The sequence below is a fragment of the Streptococcus sp. Marseille-P7376 genome, assembly GCF_902460385.1.
Lineage (GTDB): Bacteria > Bacillota > Bacilli > Lactobacillales > Streptococcaceae > Streptococcus > Streptococcus sinensis.
On sequence record NZ_CABPTS010000007.1, the window covers coordinates 57,751 to 78,679 of the forward strand.

At 43.2% G+C, this 20,929-nt stretch carries 24 protein-coding genes; 9 read left to right on the forward strand and 15 right to left on the reverse strand.

Annotated elements, in window-relative coordinates; genetic code table 11:
• Positions 1-4 precede the first annotated feature (4 nt).
• Complete coding sequence (locus tag FZ952_RS05335) at positions 5-988, forward strand: LacI family DNA-binding transcriptional regulator (RefSeq protein WP_148880883.1); 984 nt, start codon at positions 5-7, stop codon at positions 986-988.
• Between the two features lie 9 nt (positions 989-997).
• Complete coding sequence (gene pulA / locus FZ952_RS05340) at positions 998-3,073, forward strand: type I pullulanase (protein WP_148880884.1); 2,076 nt, start codon at positions 998-1,000, stop codon at positions 3,071-3,073.
• Positions 3,074-3,227: 154 nt separating this feature from the next.
• Here the strand turns inward: pulA and FZ952_RS05345 are convergent, their stop codons facing one another.
• The 4 genes from FZ952_RS05345 to hisS form a co-directional block, all read right to left on the reverse strand.
• Positions 3,228-4,163 carry a YitT family protein gene (locus FZ952_RS05345; protein WP_148880885.1) on the reverse strand — a complete coding sequence of 312 codons (936 nt, stop codon included), beginning with the start codon at positions 4,161-4,163 and terminating at the stop codon, positions 3,228-3,230.
• A complete protein-coding gene (gene aspS / locus FZ952_RS05350; RefSeq protein WP_148880886.1) occupies positions 4,150-5,904 on the reverse strand; it encodes an aspartate--tRNA ligase in 1,755 nt (584 codons plus the stop codon). The genes FZ952_RS05345 and aspS overlap by 14 nt, the downstream gene beginning before the upstream one ends.
• A gap of 148 nt (positions 5,905-6,052) precedes the next feature.
• Complete coding sequence (locus FZ952_RS05355) at positions 6,053-6,259, reverse strand: hypothetical protein (protein WP_148880887.1); 207 nt, start codon at positions 6,257-6,259, stop codon at positions 6,053-6,055.
• Positions 6,260-6,322: 63 nt separating this feature from the next.
• Positions 6,323-7,603, reverse strand: coding sequence for a histidine--tRNA ligase (gene hisS / locus FZ952_RS05360; protein WP_148880888.1), 1,281 nt, complete (start codon positions 7,601-7,603; stop codon positions 6,323-6,325).
• A 180-nt stretch (positions 7,604-7,783) separates the two neighbouring features.
• On the opposite strand from hisS, the gene FZ952_RS05365 reads away from it, so the two are divergent.
• Positions 7,784-8,125: a metal-sulfur cluster assembly factor gene (locus tag FZ952_RS05365; protein ID WP_148880889.1), complete on the forward strand. Its 342-nt coding sequence runs from the start codon at positions 7,784-7,786 to the stop codon at positions 8,123-8,125.
• A 119-nt stretch (positions 8,126-8,244) separates the two neighbouring features.
• Here FZ952_RS05365 and ilvD read toward each other — a convergent pair whose 3' ends face one another.
• Entirely contained in the window at positions 8,245-9,951 is a 1,707-nt protein-coding gene (ilvD, locus tag FZ952_RS05370) for a dihydroxy-acid dehydratase (protein WP_148880890.1), read from the reverse strand.
• Between the two features lie 290 nt (positions 9,952-10,241).
• Here ilvD and rpmF point away from each other — a divergent pair, with 290 nt between their 5' ends.
• Together rpmF and rpmG are read left to right on the forward strand one after the other, a co-directional pair.
• Entirely contained in the window at positions 10,242-10,424 is a 183-nt protein-coding gene (rpmF, locus tag FZ952_RS05375) for a 50S ribosomal protein L32 (RefSeq protein ID WP_000290416.1), read from the forward strand.
• 15 nt (positions 10,425-10,439) lie between these two features.
• A complete protein-coding gene (gene rpmG / locus FZ952_RS05380; protein WP_003026692.1) occupies positions 10,440-10,589 on the forward strand; it encodes a 50S ribosomal protein L33 in 150 nt (49 codons plus the stop codon).
• A 286-nt stretch (positions 10,590-10,875) separates the two neighbouring features.
• Here the strand turns inward: rpmG and FZ952_RS05385 are convergent, their stop codons facing one another.
• The 6 genes from FZ952_RS05385 to FZ952_RS05415 all read right to left on the reverse strand — a co-directional run bounded on the left by FZ952_RS05385 (position 10,876) and on the right by FZ952_RS05415 (position 14,557).
• Complete coding sequence (locus FZ952_RS05385) at positions 10,876-11,493, reverse strand: SAP domain-containing protein (protein WP_148880891.1); 618 nt, start codon at positions 11,491-11,493, stop codon at positions 10,876-10,878.
• 105 nt (positions 11,494-11,598) lie between these two features.
• The gene (locus FZ952_RS05395) at positions 11,599-12,120 is read right to left on the reverse strand and encodes an AAA family ATPase (RefSeq protein WP_148880892.1); all 522 of its coding nucleotides are present in this window, start codon (positions 12,118-12,120) and stop codon (positions 11,599-11,601) included.
• Positions 12,121-12,433: 313 nt separating this feature from the next.
• A complete protein-coding gene (locus FZ952_RS05400) occupies positions 12,434-12,625 on the reverse strand; it encodes a hypothetical protein (protein ID WP_062201541.1) in 192 nt (63 codons plus the stop codon).
• Positions 12,622-12,849: a helix-turn-helix transcriptional regulator gene (locus FZ952_RS05405; RefSeq protein WP_062201543.1), complete on the reverse strand. Its 228-nt coding sequence runs from the start codon at positions 12,847-12,849 to the stop codon at positions 12,622-12,624. The genes FZ952_RS05400 and FZ952_RS05405 overlap by 4 nt, the downstream gene beginning before the upstream one ends.
• A gap of 2 nt (positions 12,850-12,851) precedes the next feature.
• A complete protein-coding gene (locus tag FZ952_RS05410) occupies positions 12,852-13,451 on the reverse strand; it encodes a DUF3796 domain-containing protein (protein ID WP_148880893.1) in 600 nt (199 codons plus the stop codon).
• Positions 13,452-13,696: 245 nt separating this feature from the next.
• Positions 13,697-14,557, reverse strand: coding sequence for a cation diffusion facilitator family transporter (locus FZ952_RS05415; RefSeq protein ID WP_148880894.1), 861 nt, complete (start codon positions 14,555-14,557; stop codon positions 13,697-13,699).
• 169 nt (positions 14,558-14,726) lie between these two features.
• On the opposite strand from FZ952_RS05415, the gene FZ952_RS05420 reads away from it, so the two are divergent.
• Both FZ952_RS05420 and FZ952_RS05425 read left to right on the forward strand, forming a co-directional pair.
• Positions 14,727-15,248: a TetR/AcrR family transcriptional regulator gene (locus FZ952_RS05420; protein WP_062201548.1), complete on the forward strand. Its 522-nt coding sequence runs from the start codon at positions 14,727-14,729 to the stop codon at positions 15,246-15,248.
• A gap of 76 nt (positions 15,249-15,324) precedes the next feature.
• Positions 15,325-16,497: a CynX/NimT family MFS transporter gene (locus FZ952_RS05425; protein ID WP_148880895.1), complete on the forward strand. Its 1,173-nt coding sequence runs from the start codon at positions 15,325-15,327 to the stop codon at positions 16,495-16,497.
• On the opposite strand, the gene FZ952_RS05430 is transcribed toward FZ952_RS05425, so the two are convergent.
• A complete protein-coding gene (locus tag FZ952_RS05430; protein WP_148880896.1) occupies positions 16,492-17,097 on the reverse strand; it encodes a DNA-3-methyladenine glycosylase in 606 nt (201 codons plus the stop codon). The genes FZ952_RS05425 and FZ952_RS05430 overlap by 6 nt on opposite strands.
• A gap of 163 nt (positions 17,098-17,260) precedes the next feature.
• Between FZ952_RS05430 and FZ952_RS05435 the strand changes: the two genes are divergently transcribed.
• The gene (locus tag FZ952_RS05435; RefSeq protein ID WP_148880897.1) at positions 17,261-18,007 is read left to right on the forward strand and encodes a DeoR/GlpR family DNA-binding transcription regulator; all 747 of its coding nucleotides are present in this window, start codon (positions 17,261-17,263) and stop codon (positions 18,005-18,007) included.
• Between the two features lie 41 nt (positions 18,008-18,048).
• Positions 18,049-18,876 carry a Cof-type HAD-IIB family hydrolase gene (locus tag FZ952_RS05440; protein ID WP_148880898.1) on the forward strand — a complete coding sequence of 276 codons (828 nt, stop codon included), beginning with the start codon at positions 18,049-18,051 and terminating at the stop codon, positions 18,874-18,876.
• Between the two features lie 29 nt (positions 18,877-18,905).
• Here the strand turns inward: FZ952_RS05440 and FZ952_RS05445 are convergent, their stop codons facing one another.
• Genes FZ952_RS05445 through dltC form a run of 3 tightly spaced genes read right to left on the reverse strand, consistent with a single transcriptional unit; the run spans position 18,906 to position 20,914 of the window.
• Entirely contained in the window at positions 18,906-19,385 is a 480-nt protein-coding gene (locus FZ952_RS05445) for a GNAT family N-acetyltransferase (RefSeq protein WP_148880908.1), read from the reverse strand.
• Positions 19,386-19,410: 25 nt separating this feature from the next.
• Entirely contained in the window at positions 19,411-20,682 is a 1,272-nt protein-coding gene (gene dltD / locus FZ952_RS05450) for a D-alanyl-lipoteichoic acid biosynthesis protein DltD (RefSeq protein WP_148880899.1), read from the reverse strand.
• Complete coding sequence (gene dltC / locus FZ952_RS05455; RefSeq protein ID WP_005591431.1) at positions 20,675-20,914, reverse strand: D-alanine--poly(phosphoribitol) ligase subunit DltC; 240 nt, start codon at positions 20,912-20,914, stop codon at positions 20,675-20,677. The genes dltD and dltC overlap by 8 nt, the downstream gene beginning before the upstream one ends.
• Positions 20,915-20,929: the final 15 nt, after the last annotated feature.

Consider the following 20,929-nt stretch of genomic DNA (forward strand, 5'->3'; position numbering starts at 1 on the left):
TATTATGCGCGTTACGATTAAAGAAGTAGCGAAATTAGCAGGCGTGTCTCCCTCAACAGTGACACGCGTCGTACAAAACAAATCAACCATCAGTGATGAGACTAAAAAGCGCGTCCGCGCTGCTATGAAAGAGCTAGACTATCATCCAAATCTCAACGCCAGAAGTCTGGTCAGTCAGTCAACCCAGGTCATCGGTCTGGTCCTGCCAGATGATTCGGATGTTTTTTACCAAAACCCATTCTTTCCAACTGTCCTACGAGGCATTTCACAAGTCGCTTCGGACTACGACTATGCCATTCAGCTTAGCACTGGGCAGGACGAAAAACATCGCTTAGAAAATATCAAACAAATGATCTTCGGGAAACGCGTAGACGGTTTGATCTTCCTTTATTCTAAGCCCAACGACCCGCTGGTTGAGTTTGCAGTAAGCAATCAATTCCCCTTCCTTATCTTAGGGAAAGCCGTGTTGCCATTTATCTCTCTAGTAGATAATGACAACATCAAGGCTGGCTACGATGCGACTAAATATTTTATTGATCAAGGTTACCGGAAAATTGCATTTCTAGCTGGGAATAAAGAACTGGTCGTCTCTCAAGACCGTTTTGCCGGCTACAAACAGGCTCTTAAGGAAGCAGCTATTCCTCTGAATGAAAGTCTAGTGAAATTTTCTTTTGGTTTTTTGTTGGAGGATAGTATCTATAAAAGTATGGAAAAAATGCCAATCAACGAGATTGAAGCATTTGTAACATCCGACAGTATGGCTGCAGAAGGAGCCCTCCAGTATCTCAAAGATAAAGACCAGCAATTACCGATTATCACCTTTGACTCTATCAAACCGCGTATTGATGTAGAGGCTTACATAGATATAAACGCTATCGAACTCGGTAAGGAATCGTTCCGTACCCTTTTTCAAATTATCAAAGACAGTAAAGAAAATAAGCACATTTGTTACCGTCAACTTATCCAACATACTATCATCACCCGTTAAGGAGAAATTATGGCATTTCGCACCTTTCAAGCCTATTTAGATGACGAGAATATCATCACTATTGAATTGGCCAAAACCTTCGACGCCTATTCTATCCATTTCACTCTTGAAGATCGGCATGGGTCGAGCCCATTAACGATTAAAAGTATTAACAATCAGGAACAGCGGATTATCTATACTGTCTCAGCCAATGAGCCAATTGACCTGACAAAAATTTATACCATATACGATCAGGACCGGAATCATACGATTCTCCAGTATCGACACATTGTCCAAAAACCAATCTTTGATGAGTTATTTGATTATGCTGGTGAAGATTTAGGAGCACATTATAGCAAGAATGCTACTGAATTTAAACTTTGGGCTCCACTTTCTGAAAAAGTTCATCTTCATATCAAATCCAGAGTTTATCCCTTGGAACGTCAGAAAAGAGGGACGTGGTACACTCAGGTAGCAGGAGATCTGGAAGGACAGTCTTACTTCTATCTCCATAAAATAAATGGAAAGTGGGTAGAAGTTCACGATCCTTACGCTCTATCATCCGATGCCAATTCCGGCAATAGTTTTGTTATTGACCAGAATAAAATAAAAAAAACAATCCATCGTGCTAAAACACAGGTGAAACCAACTGATGCCATCATCTATGAAATGAGTGTTCGGGATTTTTCTATGCAAAAGGAAGCTGGTTTTTCCCAACCAGGTAAGTTCAATTCCCTGACTGAATCCCCGGAAATAGATGGTCATTATTTCGGTCTGCAATACCTCCAAGATCTAGGAATTACCCACGTCCAGTTGATGCCTTTGTATGATTTTGGCAGTGTAGATGAGAAACATCCTGAATTAGTCTACAACTGGGGATATGACCCTGTACAGTACAATGTCCCTGATGGGAGCTTTGCCACCAATCCACACGATCCCTATAATCGAATTTTTGAATTGCAACAGGCCATTGAGACCTATCATCAAGCAGATATCAGCGTTATTATGGATGTGGTTTACAATCACGTTTATGATGCCGACAGCTATGCTTTTGAAAAAATTGTTCCCGGATATTTCTATCGCTTAAATGCTATTGGTTTTCGTACAAATGGAACTTTCTGCGGAAATGATGTGGCCAGCGAAAAAGCTATGGTCAGACGTTACATTAAGCAATCCGTTAAGCAGTGGATCAGTCTCTATGGCTTTGATGGCTTCCGCTTTGACCTCATGGGAATCCTTGATATTCAAACCATGCAAGAAATTGCTCAGGAACTCAAAGCGCTTTATCCAAATATCCATCTGTACGGTGAAGGATGGCAAATGGACACTGGCTATGACACCGAATTACTAGCCCATCAATTCAATGCTGAACAACTGCCCGACTACGGTTTCTTTAGCGATAACTTCCGCAATACTATAAAACAAACCATTGCTCAAGGAAAGAGGGCAGAGGATGAACAATCAGCCAATCAAATGGAAAATATCCTAACAGCGAATATCGGATTGAGCGGCACACCTCACTTTATCAGTCCTTCACAGGCTATTAACTACGTAGAGTGTCATGACAACGCAACTGTCTTTGACTATTTCGATCTGCTGAATCCAGAAATCACTCTCAGAAACCGATTGGCCAATTCTCGTTTAGCTCTGCACCTTGTTCTGCTTGCTCAGGGAGTTCCCTTTATCCATAGCGGTCAAGAATTCTTCCGCACCAAAAATTTGATTGACAACAGCTATGATCAACCTGATGAAATCAACAAACTAGACTGGATTCGCTCCCTGCACTATCAGGAAGACATTGAGTTTTTACAAAGGTTGATTGAATTCCGCAAAATCAATCCCCTGCTTCACCTAGCTACAAGTAAGGCTATCAAAAAAGCCTGTAAAGTAGAATGGCTCAGCCCTACTCTTGTCGAATATCGCATTCAGCAAGGCAAACAACAAATGACGATTGTTATAAACTTCTCAAATGAAGAAGTCGTATATGATAACCAATACAAGCAAGAATTATTTGTTCAGTATCCGCAGATTGGGTTGAAAAAATCCATTCTTCCATCGGCTAAGTCCTACACTCTTGCTGCCAAACAAGTCATTGTGTTGAAATAATGAAAATACAAAAAGGCGTTCTCTTTCCATTCCGAGTCATCCGGATGAGAAAGAAAACGTCTTTTATATTGGAGAAAAGCGCGGTCATTATTTTAATCAATATCGAAATGATTAAATGCCTTAGATTTGCTGTCAGAAAACAGTTACAAAGATTCTATTCTTCTACAAATCTTCCCAAGATGTGTACATTATCAGACACGGAGACAAACGCTGTCGGATCTATCTGATTCATGATGTACTTAAATTCATTAAACTCAGCACGCGTAATTACTGTAATCAAAACCGCCTTTTGTTCGTGGTTATAGGTTCCCTCAGCTCCATTGATAATGGTTGCTCCACGGTGCAGTTTATTGTGAATCTTATCAATCACTCTTTCCGGATGGCTGGTAATAATCATGGCCTGCATCCGCTTTTGCTTGGTAAAGACCGCATCGGTCACTCGACTGGATACAAAAATGGTAATCATCGAGTATAGAGCGTATTCCCAACCAAAAGTCAGACCAGCAATCAGCATAATAATCCCATTCACAATCAAGGAAATACTGCCGACATTGCGGCCTGTCCTCTTGCGAATGGTCAGACTGACAATATCTGTGCCTCCGCTCGAAATACTTGACTTGAGAGCAAAGCCAATCCCCGCTCCCATGACGACACCCCCAAAAAGCGCATTGATGATAGGATTGGTCGTCAGCGTCACTTCTGGAACAAACTGAATAAAAAGCGAGCTCATTGAAACTGTGATAAAAGTAAAGACCGTAAACTTATGCCCGATTTGGTACCAAGCCAAAATCATCAGCGGAATATTAATCGCATAAAAGGTAACGGAAACCGGAATAGTGAAACCCAGAAATCGGGTACTGAGAGCAGTAACAATCTGCGCTAGACCTGTTGCTCCGCTTGAGTAAACATGCCCCGGTTGAAAAAAGAAATTAACTGCGACGGCGGATAAAAAACCGTAGAGCACAGAAGCCGAGATCTTTTCAGCATATTTTTCTCTGGAAATACTTCTCAAGACTTGTAGTAATTTAAAATTATAAGCAAGTCTGCGGATATAGAAGCGAAAGCGTTTATAATACTTAGTCTTTTTCATGAACTTCTACTTGTAAACTTAATTCCTCTAATTGAGCAGGAGCGACTATGCTTGGCGCTTGAGTCATCGGGTCAGAAGCCTTGTTATTCTTAGGAAAAGCAATGACTTCACGAATATTTTCTTCTCCAGCAAGGATCATTACAAAGCGATCCAAACCTAAGGCCAGACCTCCATGCGGTGGGAAACCGTAGTCCATCGCTTCTAGGAGAAAGCCGAACTGCTCCTGAGCTTCCTCAGCTGAGAAGCCTAAAGCCTTAAACATGCGTTCCTGCAAATCTTTTTGATTGATCCGTAAACTACCGCCACCTAGTTCGTAGCCATTGAGTACGATATCGTAGGCAATGGCCCGCACCTTGCTCAAATCTCCTTCCAACTCATGGGCTGTTTGGTCTTGTGGCAGGGTAAATGGATGGTGGGCACTCATGTAGCGGCCTTCTTCTTCAGACCACTCAAACATCGGCCAATCTACCACCCACAAGTAGTTAAACTCAGCAGGGTCAATCAAGCCTAACTCCTTGCCCAAACGGACACGAAGAGCGCCCAGTGCAGCATTGGCAACCTCCAAAGTATCTGCTACAAAGAGGACCAAATCATTTTCTTCAAGCTGTAAAGTAGCTGTCAATTGGCTTGACAGGTCTGTCAAGAACTTAGCGACAGGGCCAGTCAGCTCTCCGCCAGTGAATTTGATCCAAGCAAGGCCCTTGGCTCCATGCTGCTTCGCTTGCTCTGTCAGCTTATCAATATCCTTACGTGAGTATTTATCAGCAGCATTTTTCACCACAATCGCCTTGACAGCTGGTGCTTCAGAAAAGACTTTAAAATCAATTCCCTTGACAAGATCTGTCAAGTCCTGCAACAACATTTCAAAACGAGTATCTGGCTTGTCACTACCATAAAGAGCCAAAGCGTCATCATATTTCATCCGTGGGAAAGGCAAGGCAACTTCAATGTCCTTGGTTTCCTTCATGACACGGGCAATCAAGCCTTCTGTAATGTCTTGGATTTCCTGCTCCGATAGGAAAGAAGTTTCCAAGTCAACCTGTGTAAACTCTGGCTGACGGTCTCCACGCAAGTCCTCGTCTCGGAAACACTTGACAATCTGGTAATAACGGTCAAAACCAGCATTCATCAAAAGCTGCTTGGTAATCTGTGGGCTTTGAGGCAGGGCATAGAAATGACATTGGTTAACCCGGCTCGGCACCAAATAATCACGCGCCCCTTCAGGCGTTGACTTGGTCAAAAACGGTGTCTCCACATCGATAAACTCCAGCTCGTCCAAATAATTGCGAATGGAATGGGTCACTTTGGCACGCAATTTGAGATTGTCCAGCATTTCTGGCCGGCGCAAGTCTAAATAACGATAGCGCAAGCGCGTATCATCGTTGGCTTCAATTCCGTCCTTAATCTCAAAAGGAGTGGTTTTAGCAGTATTCAGTACCATCAGACTGTCCACGTGAAGCTCTACACTTCCTGTAGCCAGCTTGTCGTTGGCCTGCTCACGCGCGGCTACCTTACCAGTCACCTCAATGACAAACTCGCTGCGCAAACTCTCAGCAGTCTTCATAACTTCTGCTGGGACACTCTCAGGATTGATGACCAGCTGCATAATCCCCTCACGGTCACGCAGATCAATAAAAATCAAGCCCCCTAAATCGCGACGGCGGGCAACCCAACCTTTCAAAGTGATTTCCTGACCGACATGCTCACTACGAACACGTCCCGCATACATTGAACGTTTCATTCTTACTCTCCAAAATTTTAATTCTTTTACTATTTTACCACAAAGAGGCAGGGAAAGTGAGCATTTTTCAGAAAAAGACTGCTTTTTCATAAAGTATAAAAATCCGAGCGGATGACTCGGATTAAAGTGTATGTGATAGTCGAAAAAACTATTTTTTATCTTCTTCCTGATAAATAGTCGGCGCCAAACTCTTGACAATCATGGAAGTAAAAAAGCGAAAAACAGCCGCAGCAAGTCCGAAGATGGGCGCTAGGTAACGAAAGAAGAAGTCTCCTCTCACCACATAAGCCAGCAGCCCCGCAATCACAAAGATGGCCAAACCTTGGATAAACGAATACAACAAAATTTTTCTCATAACTTCCTTAACTGCCTGCTTCCTATTTCTTCACATCAAAAGATGCTGAAACTCTCGGAAAGTTTAAAAACCCAACTCCTCAAATACCCTTTGGAAATCAGCCTTTATTTTATCCAAATCAACTGTCACTTCTTGACGTGTTGTGTTATTTTTCACAGTCACCTGATTGCTTTCAACTTCACTTTCACCTAGTGTGATAAGGATTTTAGCTTTAAAGTTATCAGCTGACTTGAACTGGGCCTTGAGCTTGCGGTCTAGGTAGTCACGTTCTGCTGCAAATCCTTGTGCGCGAAGAGCCTGTACCAGCTCCAAAGCACTGCCATTGGCGCTAGCCCCTAAAACAGCGACATAAACATCCAAACCAGCCTCAATCGGCAACTCCACTCCCTGCTTATCCAACACCAGAAGTAAGCGTTCCAAGCCCATGCCAAAGCCGACAGCCGGTGTTTCAGGACCGCCAAAGTAGGCAACCAGCCCGTCATAACGGCCACCGGCACAGATGGTCAGCTGGCTGCCAGCCACCTCTGTCGTAAACTCGAAAATCGTGTGGTTGTAGTAATCCAGTCCGCGAACCATATTGGTATTAATGACATAAGGAATCTGCAGTGTCTCCAGCATGGAGCGAACAGCCGCAAAGTAGGCGCTGCTCTCTTCATCCAGATAGTCTAGGATTGACGGCGCACCTTCTACTGCCGCCTTGTCTTCGGGCTCTTTGGAATCCAGCACGCGCAGCGGATTCTCCTCCAAGCGACGTTGGCTATCTGCTGATAGGCTAGCCTTTAGTGGGGTCAGATAATCAATCAAGGCCTGACGGTAAGCAGATCTGCTCTCAGGATTCCCCAGCGAGTTAAGCTCCAAGCTGACATTAGTGATACCGATATCCTTGAAAAATTGGGCAGCCATGGCAATCATCTCTACATCTGTCGCAGGATTATTAGAACCAAAGCACTCCGCACCAATCTGGTGAAACTCCCGCAAACGACCAGCCTGAGGCCGCTCATAGCGGAACATAGAGCCCATATAGTAGACCTTGACCGGCTTTTGCACCTCAGGGGCAAAAAGCTTATTCTCTACATAAGAACGCACCACAGGTGCTGTCCCTTCCGGACGCAGCGTGATATGACGATCCCCCTTGTCATAAAAGTCATACATTTCCTTGGTAACGATGTCTGTCGTATCTCCGACCGAGCGACTAATTACCTCATAATGCTCAAAAATCGGCGTGCGGATTTCGCCGTAATTGTATTTTCTAAATGTCTTGCGGGCAAAGTCTTCTACATATTGCCACTTGGCAGATTCCTGAGGAAGAATGTCCTGTGTTCCTTTGGGTTTTTGTAATTTCATCTTCTGACCTCCGCCTTCTTTAGTACCTATATTTTACCATAAGTCCATCATTTTGAGGAGCCAAAAGAGGATTTTTCCTCCATAAGGACTAAATCCCTTTTCATTTACTAAAAATTTCTTGAAAAATTGTCAGAATTATGAGAAAATAAGACCAATTCAAAATAGGAAGAAGGACCGAGAATGAGAGAGGATATCAAAATCAACGATCGCGCTGCAGCCATCCAAGAGGAATTAATCAAGAAACTCGAAACCATCTACGATCCCGAGGTCGAACTGGACGTCTACAATCTCGGTCTCATCTATGAAATTAACCTCGATGAGGCTGGTCACTGCAAGATTGTCATGACTTTTACTGATACAGCCTGCAGCTGTACCGAAACTGTTCCTATCGAGATTGTCGAGTCTCTCAAGAAAATCGAAGGCATCGAAACCGTCTCTGTTGAAGTCACTTGGTCCCCCGCTTGGAAAATCACCCGTATCAGCCGCTTCGGCCGTATTGCGCTGGGGATTAGTCCGAGATAGACTATCTCTGCTTAGCTAGTTTTCTAGCCTCATTTATCCCATTAAACGACTTTCTAAACCTAACAAAAACAACCGCCCGAAACATTTTCGAGCGGTTTTGTCATCTTATGTAGTATTGCTTACTTTTTACCTGTCTCTTCTGGTTTCCAAAAGTCGGTAACAGCACCTTTGGCTGCAGAAGATACCAGATGGGCGTATTTGCCCAGCACTCCGCGGCTGTAAAGCGGTGGAATAGTCGTTTCTGCCTTGCGTTTCGCGAACTCTTCATCAGAGACTGCCATGGAAATTTCCTTGGTGTCTTGGTCAACCGTGACCATATCGCCAGTGCGAAGGTAAGCAATCGGCCCGCCATCCTGAGCTTCCGGAGCAATATGCCCAACAACCAAACCGTAAGTACCACCTGAAAAGCGGCCGTCTGTCAAGAGAGCGACCTTATCTCCCTGCCCTTTCCCGACAATGATAGAAGAAAGTGACAGCATTTCCGGCATACCAGGACCTCCCTTTGGTCCAACATAACGAACCACGACAACATCACCATCTACTACTTCATCGGCCAGCACTGCATCAATAGCAGCCTCTTCTGAGTCAAAGACCTTGGCTGGTCCGACATGGCGACGCACCTTAACCCCAGAAACCTTGGCAACAGCGCCGTCTGGAGCCAGATTACCATGCAAGATAATCAGTGGACCATCCGCACGCTTAGGATTTTCAAGCGGCATAATGACCTTTTGACCTGGTGTCAGATCGGCAAATTCTGCCAGATTTTCAGCCACAGTCTTACCTGTACAAGTGATGCGGTCACCATGCAAGAAGCCGTTAGCCAAGAGATATTTCATAACGGCAGGCACACCACCGACATTGTATAGGTCTTGGAAGACATACTGACCAGATGGTTTCAGATCCGCCAAATGCGGCACACGCTCCTGAATGACATTGAAATCATCCAGCGTCAGCTCCACATTGGCCGCATGGGCAATAGCTAATAAGTGAAGAGTAGCATTGGTAGAGCCCCCTAGAGCCATGGTCACTGTAATGGCATCTTCAAAGGCTTCGCGGGTCAAAATGTCAGAAGGTTTGAGCCCCATTTCCAACATCCGAACAACTGCTCGGCCAGCTTCCACGATATCGTCTTTCTTATCTTGGGACTCTGCTGGGTGAGAAGAGGACCCCGGCAAGCTCATACCAAGGACTTCAATGGCTGTCGCCATAGTATTAGCCGTGTACATACCGCCACAGCCGCCAGGTCCAGGGCAAGCGTTACACTCAATGCGGCGCACTTCATCAGCGGTCAAATCGCCATGATTCCACTTCCCGATTCCTTCAAAGACGGAAACCAAGTCGATGTCCTTCCCGTCAAGATTTCCCGGTGCAATGGTTCCTCCGTAAGCGAAAATAGCTGGGATATCCATGTTAGCGATGGCAATCATGGAACCAGGCATATTCTTATCACAGCCCCCGATAGCGACGAAGGCATCCACATTGTGTCCGCCCATGGCAGCTTCGATGGAGTCTGCGATGATGTCGCGTGACGTTAGAGAGAAGCGCATTCCCGGTGTCCCCATGGCAATCCCGTCCGCAACGGTAATCGTACCGAACTGAACTGGCCAAGCACCTTGGTCCTTCACTCCTTCCTTGGCTAGCTTACCAAAGTCATGCAGGTGAATGTTACAAGGTGTATTTTCCGCCCAAGTCGAAATCACTCCGACAATCGGAGTCTCAAAGTCCTTATCCGTCATCCCCGTCGCCCGCAACATGGCACGGTTGGGAGATTTGACCATACTGTCATAAATCTTGCTTCTGTGGCGTGTATCTACCTTATCTGTCATATCTTTCCCTTTCCTTGCTCTATTTCTTGTAACCCTTATTATAGCACACTTTCACCCACTTTTACAGAGGGAAATTTTTAAATTTTCAGAATTTTTGAAAAACAAGAACTAGGTGTGCCAGCCTTATCTGCTAAGCAACACCCCTTTAGCAACTAGCTCTGCCATTCCCAAAAAGAAAATCAAAAAAATCTGTCAAGTAACTTTACTTTACAAAAAAGATTTGATATACTGTTAAAGTTGATGAAAATCATGAGATTGCATCGAATTACATTCTAAAAGGAGAAACTAAAATGGCAGTACCTGCACGTCGCACCTCAAAAGCGAAGAAAAACAAACGTCGTACACACTACAAAGTAACAGCTCCATCTGTAAACTTTGACGAAACTACTGGAGATTACTCACGTTCTCACCGCGTGTCCCTCAAAGGATACTACAAAGGACGTAAGATCGCTAAAGCTGCTGCAGCAGAATAATAGAAGGGAGTTATCATGCGCGTAAATATCACACTTGAACACAAAGCATCTGGTGAACGCTTGTACCTTACTTCTAAAAACAAACGTAACACTCCAGACCGTCTTCAATTGAAGAAATACTCACCAAAACTTCGCAAACACGTTGTGTTTACAGAGGTTAAGTAAGGGTTCACTACGAATCAATACAGAAGAAAAACGCTGATTTCAAGCGTTTTTTCTTTTTCTTGAATTCAGTACATCGCAATATAAATCAACTGAATGACTACCTTTTTCACTACCTTTATTTAAAATGAGAATATTGATTCGGACAATCAAAAGTAAGAGGAACTTCATTACGAGGCTCCTCTTTTTTCTATGCTTGCTCCAACATCTATTTTATTATTGTATTATAATAAAATAGTATATAAATTAATGTATACAGCTTTATTCAGCTCGACAAGCTGGAACCTATTTACTTACGGTATTCCTCTAGTTTAGATTCATACTTTTTTAAAAGTTCCCGTGAGTAAACTTTTTCATGTGTCGAGTTTCTAACTTCTTTCCAGAGAATAGCTGCAACTTTTAACTTATTAGAATAACAATCGCTCAATTCATCTAAACAAAAGTCTTTTAGAAACTGATTCCATTGGCAAGCCGAACTATCATACTTGGCATAATCTGACTCGCCATAATATATTTTAATCATATCTTGAATAGTGAATTTTATATCTTTATCCCTTTTTACTTTTCGCCAAGCCGTTGCCATATCAGCGCTAAATTTAAAGGGACTAATCCCTGTTACAGCTGAAAAATAATCTCGAAATTTTTGGTTAAAAGAAAAACCACAGTTAAGTAACGGAGTCTCCAAGGTTATCACTTCGACTTGACTTTTGTTTCCTTTACTCAAAAATTTTTCTACTTTATTTCCCCTAAAATATTGTTCGATAATATAGTTCAATTCTTGCTTCGTACATCTATACTCTAATCCAAGGGACTTACAAATTTGTGAAAGTTCTTCTCGATACCAATAGTATCTATTAAATTCTTCAAATGATTTTATATCTCCAAAATCAGGTCTTTTTTCTTTCATATGCACACCTTAATAAATTCAAATTTGTCATACAATCAATCTACTTGCCAGCTTGTAAACCCGTCTTATCTCTTTACTTTCTACTTTCCAACTATCAAGCTCAATTTAATCAACCAAAAATCTATCCGAAGTTTTTATGATATGTGCTGTTTCTTTGACGTCCAAATCATCTGTATACAGCAAATGATGTTCCTCAATATTTTTAGTTAAAAACTCATTTCTTGACTGGATAGATAAATCGCCTGTTCTTTCAATTTCTTCTCTGGAAGAATCTCGGGCTCTAAGCGTTTCTTCTTCTGCTAACAAGACGCAGTATTTTAAGTTTATCTGTCTTGCCTTTAAGAACTCCGCGATTTTCTTCAGTTGTTCCTCAAATATGACATATTCTATGATGACTGTAATGCCTCGGGCCATGAAATTATCGGTCAGACTGATGATATTATCCCAAAACAAATCCATGTAATAACCATCGTCCTCCCAAGGTGCTACTAGGCCGCTTTTAATCATTAAGTAGATCATGTCGCCTTCTATCACCGCACTTTTGTCAAAAGAGTAAACTAATTCTTTGCTGACCGTACTTTTTCCAACGCCTGGAGGACCTGAAATGATATAAACACAATTTTCCAATGGAACACCTCTATAAATTTTATTCTCTGTAAATAGTCGCTCATATTATACCATTTTTAAGATATTTTTCTACTTACTTCAAGTCTTTCATAGAAATAGATAGGAGAAAAATGAAATCATTGACATCAAGAAAGCCCTTGAAATCAACGTTTCAAAGGCTTTTCTTTTATTTTCGATGAAATAAACTGAATTTTAACTGATTAAAATGAGTCTGGTTTCGGGTCAAGGTTATTTCACCTTGCACAGGAGTAACCAAATTTCTAGCACTTCATTTATATTCAATGCTCATCTATTTCAAGCATCTGATTTTCTTTTAAGATAATTTCTCCACATCTTTTACATAGCTTCGCACTACAGTACCGCAGTGTTTGCAAATGTCGTGATAAAGGGTTTGTCCATTAAAAGTAATCTTTTTATCTACGGAAGTGATGCCAGCATAGCCTTTAGGCTGTTGGCAAGTGATAAATTTCTCTGAACCACAGTGAGGGCAAATCAGTTGTTTCATGATTTTTCTCCTTTTTCTTTTAGTTGGAAAAGTTCTTCCACCTGCAAATTAAAAACCTGAGCAATTTTGAGGGCCATCTCCAACGAGGGATTGTAACGGTTATTTTCCAGATGCAGAATCGTCTCGCGTCGTATACCAATGCGATCAGCCAGCTCCTGCTGGGTCATACCAATGGATTCGCGGACAGATTTGAGATTGGTGATAATCTTACTCTCCTTGGCCATGTCTATCCTCTCCTTTCAAAGATAAGATAGACAACTGCAAAGATGAAGAGCAAAGCAGCTATGCCAATAAATACCTGACCCATGTAAAGAGTGAGAGAACCCGTATAGCCAATGATAACTGCCAGAATCATCAGGGCACCAAGAATCAAGACAAACATCAAACTAGCTGCCTTAGCTAGATTGGCATAGAAGCGTTCATCTGGCTGCTCTTTGACATTTTTCAAAGAGAAAAAACAAAATACAATCGCTTCAATAACGAGGCCAACTCCCAAAATCCATTCCTTAATGCCGGATTCTCCGCTTGGAGTTACAATCCAAATCCCTACTGTATAAATTAAGAAGGCTGCAAACAAGAGCATAACGTATAGTTTGGCAGACAAGTCAAAACTCGTCTTTTCCTTGTCTTTCTGATGGTTATGCGGCCACGGTTTTATGCGTAGCCAGCTCCAAATAGCTACGAGCTGAGCTAGGCCTACCAGGCCGATAATAAGCCACTTGGCTGTCCAACTAAGATTGCTGGGACCAAAGAAAATATTGAAATCAATAAATAGAGCAGTGGCAATCATCGCAATGAGGCCACCTGTTTTTTGACTTTTTTTCATGACAAACTCCTTTCATCAGCTAGAAAGCTGTAAAAAATAGAAAAGTAATAAAGTTTTTGAGAGACGATTTATCTTCTGACATCCTTTTTTAGTCATTTCACTATTTTGGTGTTAGAAATATCTCACACCCTTTATGTTATAAATATATCACATTCGATAACAAAAGGCAAGAATTTATGTGCTATTTTGGAAAATTTTTTTAATTTCCGCAAACAAAAACCCCAGAATTCCTCTGGGGCTCTAAACTATTCTCTTCCGACACAGCATTCTTGGTGTTCCTGCAAGCTTTCATCAGTCTGAATGGTTACTTTGGCAATGCCGTAAGTGTGTAGCTTCCGGCGCAGGGTATCCTGCGTCTCAGTCAGCAAATTAGGATTTTCCAAACAGATATGGAGCATGGCAAATTTTTCTAAGCCATCTGTCGTCCAAACATTGAGCTGGGTAATGGCTCTCACATTTTCCAATGCTGCTATTTCCTGATAAAGCTGACTGAGATCCACATCGCTGGGTACATGGTCTAGGAAAATCTGGATATTTTCCCAGAATTTTGGCAGGGCCTGACTGAGAATAAAGCCTGCGATAAAGAGAGAAAGCAGAGGATCTAGGAAATACCAGTCGGTAAAACGCAAGATGAGGGAAACTACGATAACTGCTATCCAGCCCAAAATATCCTCAAGGAAATGCAGACTGAGAATGGATTCATTATGACTGTGTCCATGGCTGACAACTCTGCTGGCTGCTGTATTGACGACAATGGCAACAATCCCCAAAACTAACATGCCATCATAATTCACCTTCTCCGGAGCAAATAATTTCGGAATATTCTCCACGATAACCAAGGTCGAACCGACCAGCAAAATCACTGAGGTCAACATGGCTCCCAGCAAGCTGTAACGTTTATAACCCAAGGTATACTCTCGGTCTTCTTTTTTTGTGGAAATTTTTTCAAAAAGAGTCGATAGGCCAATAGCCAGAGCATCTCCGGTATCATGAACCGCATCCGCTAAGACAGCGCTGGAATTAAAGAGAAGGCCAAAGACAAATTCAATAATGGCAAAAGAAAAGTTTAACAGAAAGGCAATTGTCATATTTCTACTGGATTTCATGTGAACCTCCTTATTTATTTTCCTAAACGAATAATACTTATGGTATAATGTAATCAATACCGAACACTCTGTTCAATTATATTATCTACTATTATTAGGAAGGAAACAAGAGGCAGTTCATATCCTTTGTCTGTTAGCAGACAAAAAGCTCTTTTTGTACGGAATTTCCATGGATAGACGAGTAAAAAAATCACGCGCAGCCATTTACCAAGCCTTTATCAGCCTGCTCAATCAGAAAAGCTACGAAAGCATCACCGTTCAGGAAATCATTGACCTGGCAGATGTGGGGCGCTCTACCTTCTATAGTCACTTCGAGACCAAGGAAGCTCTGCTAGAGGAACTCTGCCAAGAGCTCTTTCAGCACACCTTTATCGAGCGCTCGGAGGGTCGGGATTTATTTGAAGCGACAGCCCATATTTTCCATCACTTTCGGAAAAATCAGGATCGGATAGCCACCCTCCTCCTCGCTAAAAATACTTATTTCATTAACCGCCTGAAAATTGAGCTGGAACACTATCTCTTTCCCATGATTCAGCAGAAATTATTGCAGGAAAAGAGCCATCTACCAGAGCATTTTCTAAAAAATTATGTGACGTCAACTTTTGTGGATACGGTCAGCTGGTGGCTGCAGCAAAGAAAGCAGGTAGACGAAGACACGATTTCCCACTATTTTCTGGACTTGATGAGCTAATCTGCAATTTACCTATCATTTTCAGGGAAGATGTGGTATAATCGTTCCTTGACGCACGAAAGGAGATTGATAACTTATGAAAAAAGAACACTCCCCATTTTTAATTCCAGGTATTATCATGATCGGAGTTGCCTTGCGGGCACCTTTTGCTGTTTTGCCTGTCGTTTTGACGGACATTGCAGATGGACTTCAGGTTCCAGTCAGTTCCCTAGGTCTCTTGACTAGTCTGCCTTTGATTATGTTTGCCCTCTGCTCAGTCTTTGCTCCGCGCTTGGCGCAAAAGATGAGCTTGGAAAAGCTGTTTGCACTTGTGCTAGTCGTCCTAACTCTAGGCTCGCTGATTCGCGTGTTTAATCTTCCCTTACTCTATACGGGAACTATTATTTTAGGAGCAGCTATTGCTGTCTTAAATGTCCTTCTTCCGAGCTTGATTCAGGCCAATCAGCCACATCGAATTGGATTTTTGACAACCCTTTACATCACATCTATGGGGCTGTCGATTACGATTCTTTCTGCTCTGGCTGTTCCCATCGTTCAAATGAGTTCCTGGCAAGGTCTCATCTGGGTATCGACCCTAATCTGCCTCATAATCCTTTTGGTTTGGCTGCCCAATATCAAATACAGCCATCACTTGGCCAGTAAACATCAGAAAAAGCAACACCTAGGCGCTCTTCTGAAAAATCCAAGAGTCTGGGCCTTGATTTTATTTGGTGGTTTACAGTCACTGGTCTTTTATACCACTATGACTTGGTTGCCGACCTTGGGGCAGCAAGCTGGACTTTCTACGGATACGACAGGCTTACTAGCAGCCATCTTTTCTCTAATTAGCCTGCCCTTTTCGATGACAATTCCTAGTTTGACAGCCCGCTTGAAAGCTCGTCAACGTCTGGTCATGATTAGCTTGGTTTCCGCAGCAGGCCTGATTGGTATTGCCATGCTCTTGATTCGGACAGATTCCTTTGCTTACTGGTTAGTTCTTAATCTCCTCATTGGCATGTCTGTCAGTGCCCTCTTCCCCTATCTCATGGTGACCTTCTCCCTCAAGACCTCTACGCCTGCGCAAACGGCCCAACTATCCGGACTGGCTCAAACTGGAGGATACATCCTAGCTGCCTTCGGCCCTAGCCTCTTTGGCTACAGCTTTGATTTATTCCATTCTTGGACGCCAGCCATTTTGATTCTCTTTGGTCTGACCCTCATTATGGCCTTGAGTGTCTTTTACATAGAAAAATTTGACAAGATTTTATAACACTTCTGATTCTCCATCAGGAGTTTTTTGCTGCCAAGTTTCTTGGTCGGCCAGTAAATTTTTCTTAGCAATTTTAGAAACATGGCGATTGCCCGCAACATAAAAACCTAAGGGCTCTTGCCGCCATGCGTCTGTGCAGGTGACACCAATCCGCGACCGACTTTCGATTTGAACCGGTTTACAATCCTCGTCTAGCTGCAAACTTCCTCCTAAGCTCTGACCGTCAAAACGCTTGTCAATTCCTGCATACCTAGTCAGCTTCCCCGGACCATTGGCCAAAAGGCGCCCATCTGGCAATTCCAAAGCCCGAATCAGAACTACCTCAGCGATATTTTCACTCTTGGTCACCAGATTCAGCATCTGATGGCCGTGAATCTGATAGACATACCAATGGCCGGCAGTCAGATACATGGATTCGTTTTTAGGAGAGCGGCGCCCACCAGCAGAATGACAGGCACTGTCCTGCTGTCCCAGATAAGCTTCTGTTTCAACAATTCGTCCCAAAACTTGGCCGTCCAAAATTAACTGCATGCCTAAAAGAGCCTTAGCAGTTGCAACTGTGTCTTCTGCCATCAGTCTCCGAAATTCACTTGAAATCATCTTTCCCTCATCTTATCCGCTTGATTTTCATTTGATTATAACATAATTTCAAAAGAACTTTTCTTATTTTTGATAAAAACACTTAAAAATCATTAAAAAACCTTTTAAAAACTTAAAATATGTGTTATGATTGTCTTAGAAATATGAAGAAAGGATAAAGAAGATGTATCAGGAGCAGCGGCTTTCAAAAATACTGGAACTTTTGAAGGATAAAGGACAGCTGGCAGCCAAGGACATGGTGGACTATTTTCAGGTTTCCAAGGATACCATTCGCCGCGATTTCTCGATTTTGAGCGAGCGAAAACTGGTTCAGCGTACCCATGGCGGGATTATTCCTTTAGAAAATAGTCGACAAATCCCTTCTTTCAACGACCGCGTCGGCCAGCTAAACCAAGAAAAAAAAGCCATCGCTCAGAAGGCTCTGGACTTTCTCAAACCCAATCAGGTCAATTTCTTTGATGTGTCAACAGTGGTTCTTAAGCTGGCTCAGCAAGTTCAGCAACCAATGACGATTTTTTCTCATTCTTTGGATAATGCCATCATGCTGAGTGACCAAGAGCAGGTTGCTTTCCATCTTTTAGGTGGAAAGTTCTATCCGAGAAATCGCTTTTACTACGCCCTCAATGAAGCCGAGCTGCTCAGAAGTATTTCTTTCGATCTGGCCTTCATCGGAGCTGCAGGGCTAAAAAATGGCCAAGTCAGCTTTGAAGACCAAGAAGATGCCTATCTGAAGAAGCTCGCCCTCAAGCAGGCTAAGACAAAGATTCTGCTGGCCGAGCAGGCCAAAGTTAAAAAAGAAGCAACCTATATTTTAGGAAATATCAGTGATTTTGACTACTGGATCACGGATCAAAAACCCAGCCCTGAGCTAGAAGCTCTTCTAGCTGGAAAAGTCACCATCATTTACTAGCTCTACAAGATTTCATTTTATAGCTTACGGAGGAAGCGACCATGACCAAGCAACATATTCGTTTGATTATCAGCGACATTGACGGCACAATTCTTGATGACCAGCACCAAGTAGATTCGCAACTGAGGGAACAGATTCCCTTGCTGAAAAAGGAAAACATTCCCTTTGTCCTAGCTTCTGCCCGCTCTCCTCTGGGAATGGAGCCAATTGCGCGTGAGCTGGGACTGGGTGATAGTCCTCTAGCCTGCTACAACGGTGCCCTGATTATCAAAGGCGATCCAAATCAGTACGAAACGATTATCGAGCATCCATTGGATAAAAGAGAAATCCGCTCTTTTCTGGAACTTGTCAAGGCCGAGTTTCCTAGTGTTTCCAGCAATCTCTACTCTGGTAAAGATTGGATTACTGAACGTTTGGACAAATGGGTTCAAATTGAAGCTGAGATTACAGGTGAGCATCCTCTTATTCAAAATGTTCTGCTACCCGTTCTGGATGCTCTCATTCCAGTCCATAAGCTGCTTTTAATTGATGAAGCAGCTGTTATCCAGCAACTGCATGCTTACTTGCAGACCTTGGATTTCCCCAATACATCCTTCTACCTGTCCAAGGATAACTACATGGAAGTCACACATCAACAGGTGTCAAAAGAGCACGCCCTTCTGGAAGTGGCTAACCACTATCAGATTCCGCTGGAGCAAGTCATGACGATTGGGGACAACTTCAACGATCTTCCGATGCTACGACTGGCCGGTTTGGGAGTTGCCATGGGCAATGCCCCTCAGGAAGTAAAAGCGGACGCTCGGACAGAGACCTATAGCAACAACCAGCACGGTGTCGCAAAAGCTATTGAAAAGTATGTTTTAATCTAATGAAAAAATCTGCCCTTGAGCAGATTTTTTCATTGATGATAATCGTAGGCAAGCCGAGGGCTGCCATCTGGCAAATAGATCGTGCCACACTGACTAAAGCCATAGTGGCGAATCGCTGCTTGCATAGGATGGTTATCCGCATGCGTATCGATGCGGAGATAGGAAATCTGCTGCAAGCAAAAGTCAAAACACCGATGAGCCAGACCCTTGACTTGTCCATTTGAAGCAAGACGGTGAAGCGTACCATAAGGCTCTGTGAAGTGCCAAGCGCCTTCAATCTGCTGATAGGTAGGGTCTGGTCCAATGATGAGGGCAAAGGTTCCAACAATTTGTCCAGCTTCTTCGCAGACATAGCAGGTTCCAGTCTGGATATCTCTCTCCACCAGCTGACGATTCGGATAGGAAGCTGGCCACTGAGTTGGATTCCCATTTGCCCGCATAAAATCTCTAGCCTGATCAAAAATTGCTAAAATTGCTGGGACATCCTGCATTTCCGCCAAACGAATCATGTTTTCTCCTTCCAGCTGCATTTTCTTATTTGACAAATTCCTCGTAGTTACCCGTATAGTTCGCCCACTCCTTGCTGAAGAATTTTTCATTAATCTCATAGTTTGGAGCCGGTTGAGGATTAGACACAAAAGGATCTACGGCCTTGTCGAAGGCCAGCCAGCCATTCCAGCCCATGTGGATCGTATCCTGCATAAAATATGGCTTGTCCCCATCTTTGGAAAAGTCGGCAATATGCGTAAAGCCCTGACTTTCCAGCTGGAATTTAATCTTATCGACCGTCCGCTGATACATGTCTGCATTCAAGCCCGTGTAGGCCATCCATTTGGCGTTGACCGGCGGGATAACAAAGATAACATTCGTATGAGATTTGGCAAACTGTTCCAAAACTAGCTGCAAATCATTGTACTCTGGAGATTTTTCATAAGACTGCTTGGATTGGAAACCTTTGAATTTCTTGATTTTGCTGGCCAAACGTTTCTTATAAAAACCATTGTCAATACCCAAATCATTATTGCCAGTTCGTTTAATAGCGTCCGCTGTAGCAACCTTCTCCAAGACTTCATAGGAAAATTCGTCCGGAAGGCGCGAAAGCTGAGGCAAAATTTTAGTCTCATAGTTCTCATTATTGCCAGCCGCAAGAGTGCTGAAAAGGGCATCCTCCCGCTGATAGAACTGGTACATCATATAGATATACTGTTGCTCAAAAGAAGTCAGCTGACTACCATCTGACACTTTCTTAACAATGTCTCCCATGGCAATATTAGGATAGAGCTGCAGGAGCCGTTGGGCTGCATACTGAGAGCCTACTCCGCCGTCCTGCTGACTGAGAAAACCAGTCAGCTGATCGCTGTTGAAATACTGCTGAAAGGCCGAAGCATCGTAGCCTGTCTTGGTAAACCACTGGGGAGAAACGACATAAACCGCTGTCTTATTCTCCAGCTCAGAAGCCATCTGCTGCATCCCAAAATACTGATTGAGCGAAGCGGCCCCCCGCTGCCCCAGAAAATAAGGTCGGTAATTGCGGTCATACTTCTCAGCCAAAACAGCTGGATGCATGCTGTCAAAGCGCAGCCATTCGCTGGAGCCAAAGAAGGGAACAAAGCGGGTGTCTTGATCTGTCAGGGCCGTCATTTTTTTGCTACGGCTCTTGAAAGTTTCTGCTGTCAGTGTCACAGCTGAACGCTTCTCTGTTTCCACATCATGCTTTTTCTCAATCGGATAGAAGAAAAAGAGCAGGGCGACCATGATCAAGGCGCAGAAGACCGGCCCTAGAATCAGCCAGAGTCGTTTAAGCATTACGAAGCTCCGTTACGCCTTCAACGATTTTATTGGCTGTATTCCAGTCATCGCGGCCAAACTCTGATACTGGCACGCGGATGTCAAAACGGTTTTCCAGCTCAACAATCAGCTCCACCGTTCCCATACTGTCCAAAACGCCAGCATCAAACAAATCTTCGTCCATCATATCTGACACATCTTCCATAAATAATTCGTCAATAATTTCAATTACTTCTGCTTTTACATCCATTATAGTTTCCTCGTT

Coding starts and splice junctions, on each gene's coding strand:
- FZ952_RS05335 (WP_148880883.1), top strand. CDS start 5: ATGCGCGTTACGATTAAAGAAGTAGCGAAATTAGCAGGCGTGTCTCCC.
- pulA (WP_148880884.1), top strand. CDS start 998: ATGGCATTTCGCACCTTTCAAGCCTATTTAGATGACGAGAATATCATC.
- FZ952_RS05345 (WP_148880885.1), bottom strand. CDS start 4,163: ATGAAAAAGACTAAGTATTATAAACGCTTTCGCTTCTATATCCGCAGA.
- aspS (WP_148880886.1), bottom strand. CDS start 5,904: ATGAAACGTTCAATGTATGCGGGACGTGTTCGTAGTGAGCATGTCGGT.
- FZ952_RS05355 (WP_148880887.1), bottom strand. CDS start 6,259: ATGAGAAAAATTTTGTTGTATTCGTTTATCCAAGGTTTGGCCATCTTT.
- hisS (WP_148880888.1), bottom strand. CDS start 7,603: ATGAAATTACAAAAACCCAAAGGAACACAGGACATTCTTCCTCAGGAA.
- FZ952_RS05365 (WP_148880889.1), top strand. CDS start 7,784: ATGAGAGAGGATATCAAAATCAACGATCGCGCTGCAGCCATCCAAGAG.
- ilvD (WP_148880890.1), bottom strand. CDS start 9,951: ATGACAGATAAGGTAGATACACGCCACAGAAGCAAGATTTATGACAGT.
- rpmF (WP_000290416.1), top strand. CDS start 10,242: ATGGCAGTACCTGCACGTCGCACCTCAAAAGCGAAGAAAAACAAACGT.
- rpmG (WP_003026692.1), top strand. CDS start 10,440: ATGCGCGTAAATATCACACTTGAACACAAAGCATCTGGTGAACGCTTG.
- FZ952_RS05385 (WP_148880891.1), bottom strand. CDS start 11,493: ATGAAAGAAAAAAGACCTGATTTTGGAGATATAAAATCATTTGAAGAA.
- FZ952_RS05400 (WP_062201541.1), bottom strand. CDS start 12,625: ATGAAACAACTGATTTGCCCTCACTGTGGTTCAGAGAAATTTATCACT.
- FZ952_RS05405 (WP_062201543.1), bottom strand. CDS start 12,849: ATGGCCAAGGAGAGTAAGATTATCACCAATCTCAAATCTGTCCGCGAA.
- FZ952_RS05410 (WP_148880893.1), bottom strand. CDS start 13,451: ATGAAAAAAAGTCAAAAAACAGGTGGCCTCATTGCGATGATTGCCACT.
- FZ952_RS05415 (WP_148880894.1), bottom strand. CDS start 14,557: ATGAAATCCAGTAGAAATATGACAATTGCCTTTCTGTTAAACTTTTCT.
- FZ952_RS05420 (WP_062201548.1), top strand. CDS start 14,727: ATGGATAGACGAGTAAAAAAATCACGCGCAGCCATTTACCAAGCCTTT.
- FZ952_RS05425 (WP_148880895.1), top strand. CDS start 15,325: ATGAAAAAAGAACACTCCCCATTTTTAATTCCAGGTATTATCATGATC.
- FZ952_RS05430 (WP_148880896.1), bottom strand. CDS start 17,097: ATGATTTCAAGTGAATTTCGGAGACTGATGGCAGAAGACACAGTTGCA.
- FZ952_RS05435 (WP_148880897.1), top strand. CDS start 17,261: ATGTATCAGGAGCAGCGGCTTTCAAAAATACTGGAACTTTTGAAGGAT.
- FZ952_RS05440 (WP_148880898.1), top strand. CDS start 18,049: ATGACCAAGCAACATATTCGTTTGATTATCAGCGACATTGACGGCACA.
- FZ952_RS05445 (WP_148880908.1), bottom strand. CDS start 19,385: ATGATTCGTTTGGCGGAAATGCAGGATGTCCCAGCAATTTTAGCAATT.
- dltD (WP_148880899.1), bottom strand. CDS start 20,682: ATGCTTAAACGACTCTGGCTGATTCTAGGGCCGGTCTTCTGCGCCTTG.
- dltC (WP_005591431.1), bottom strand. CDS start 20,914: ATGGATGTAAAAGCAGAAGTAATTGAAATTATTGACGAATTATTTATG.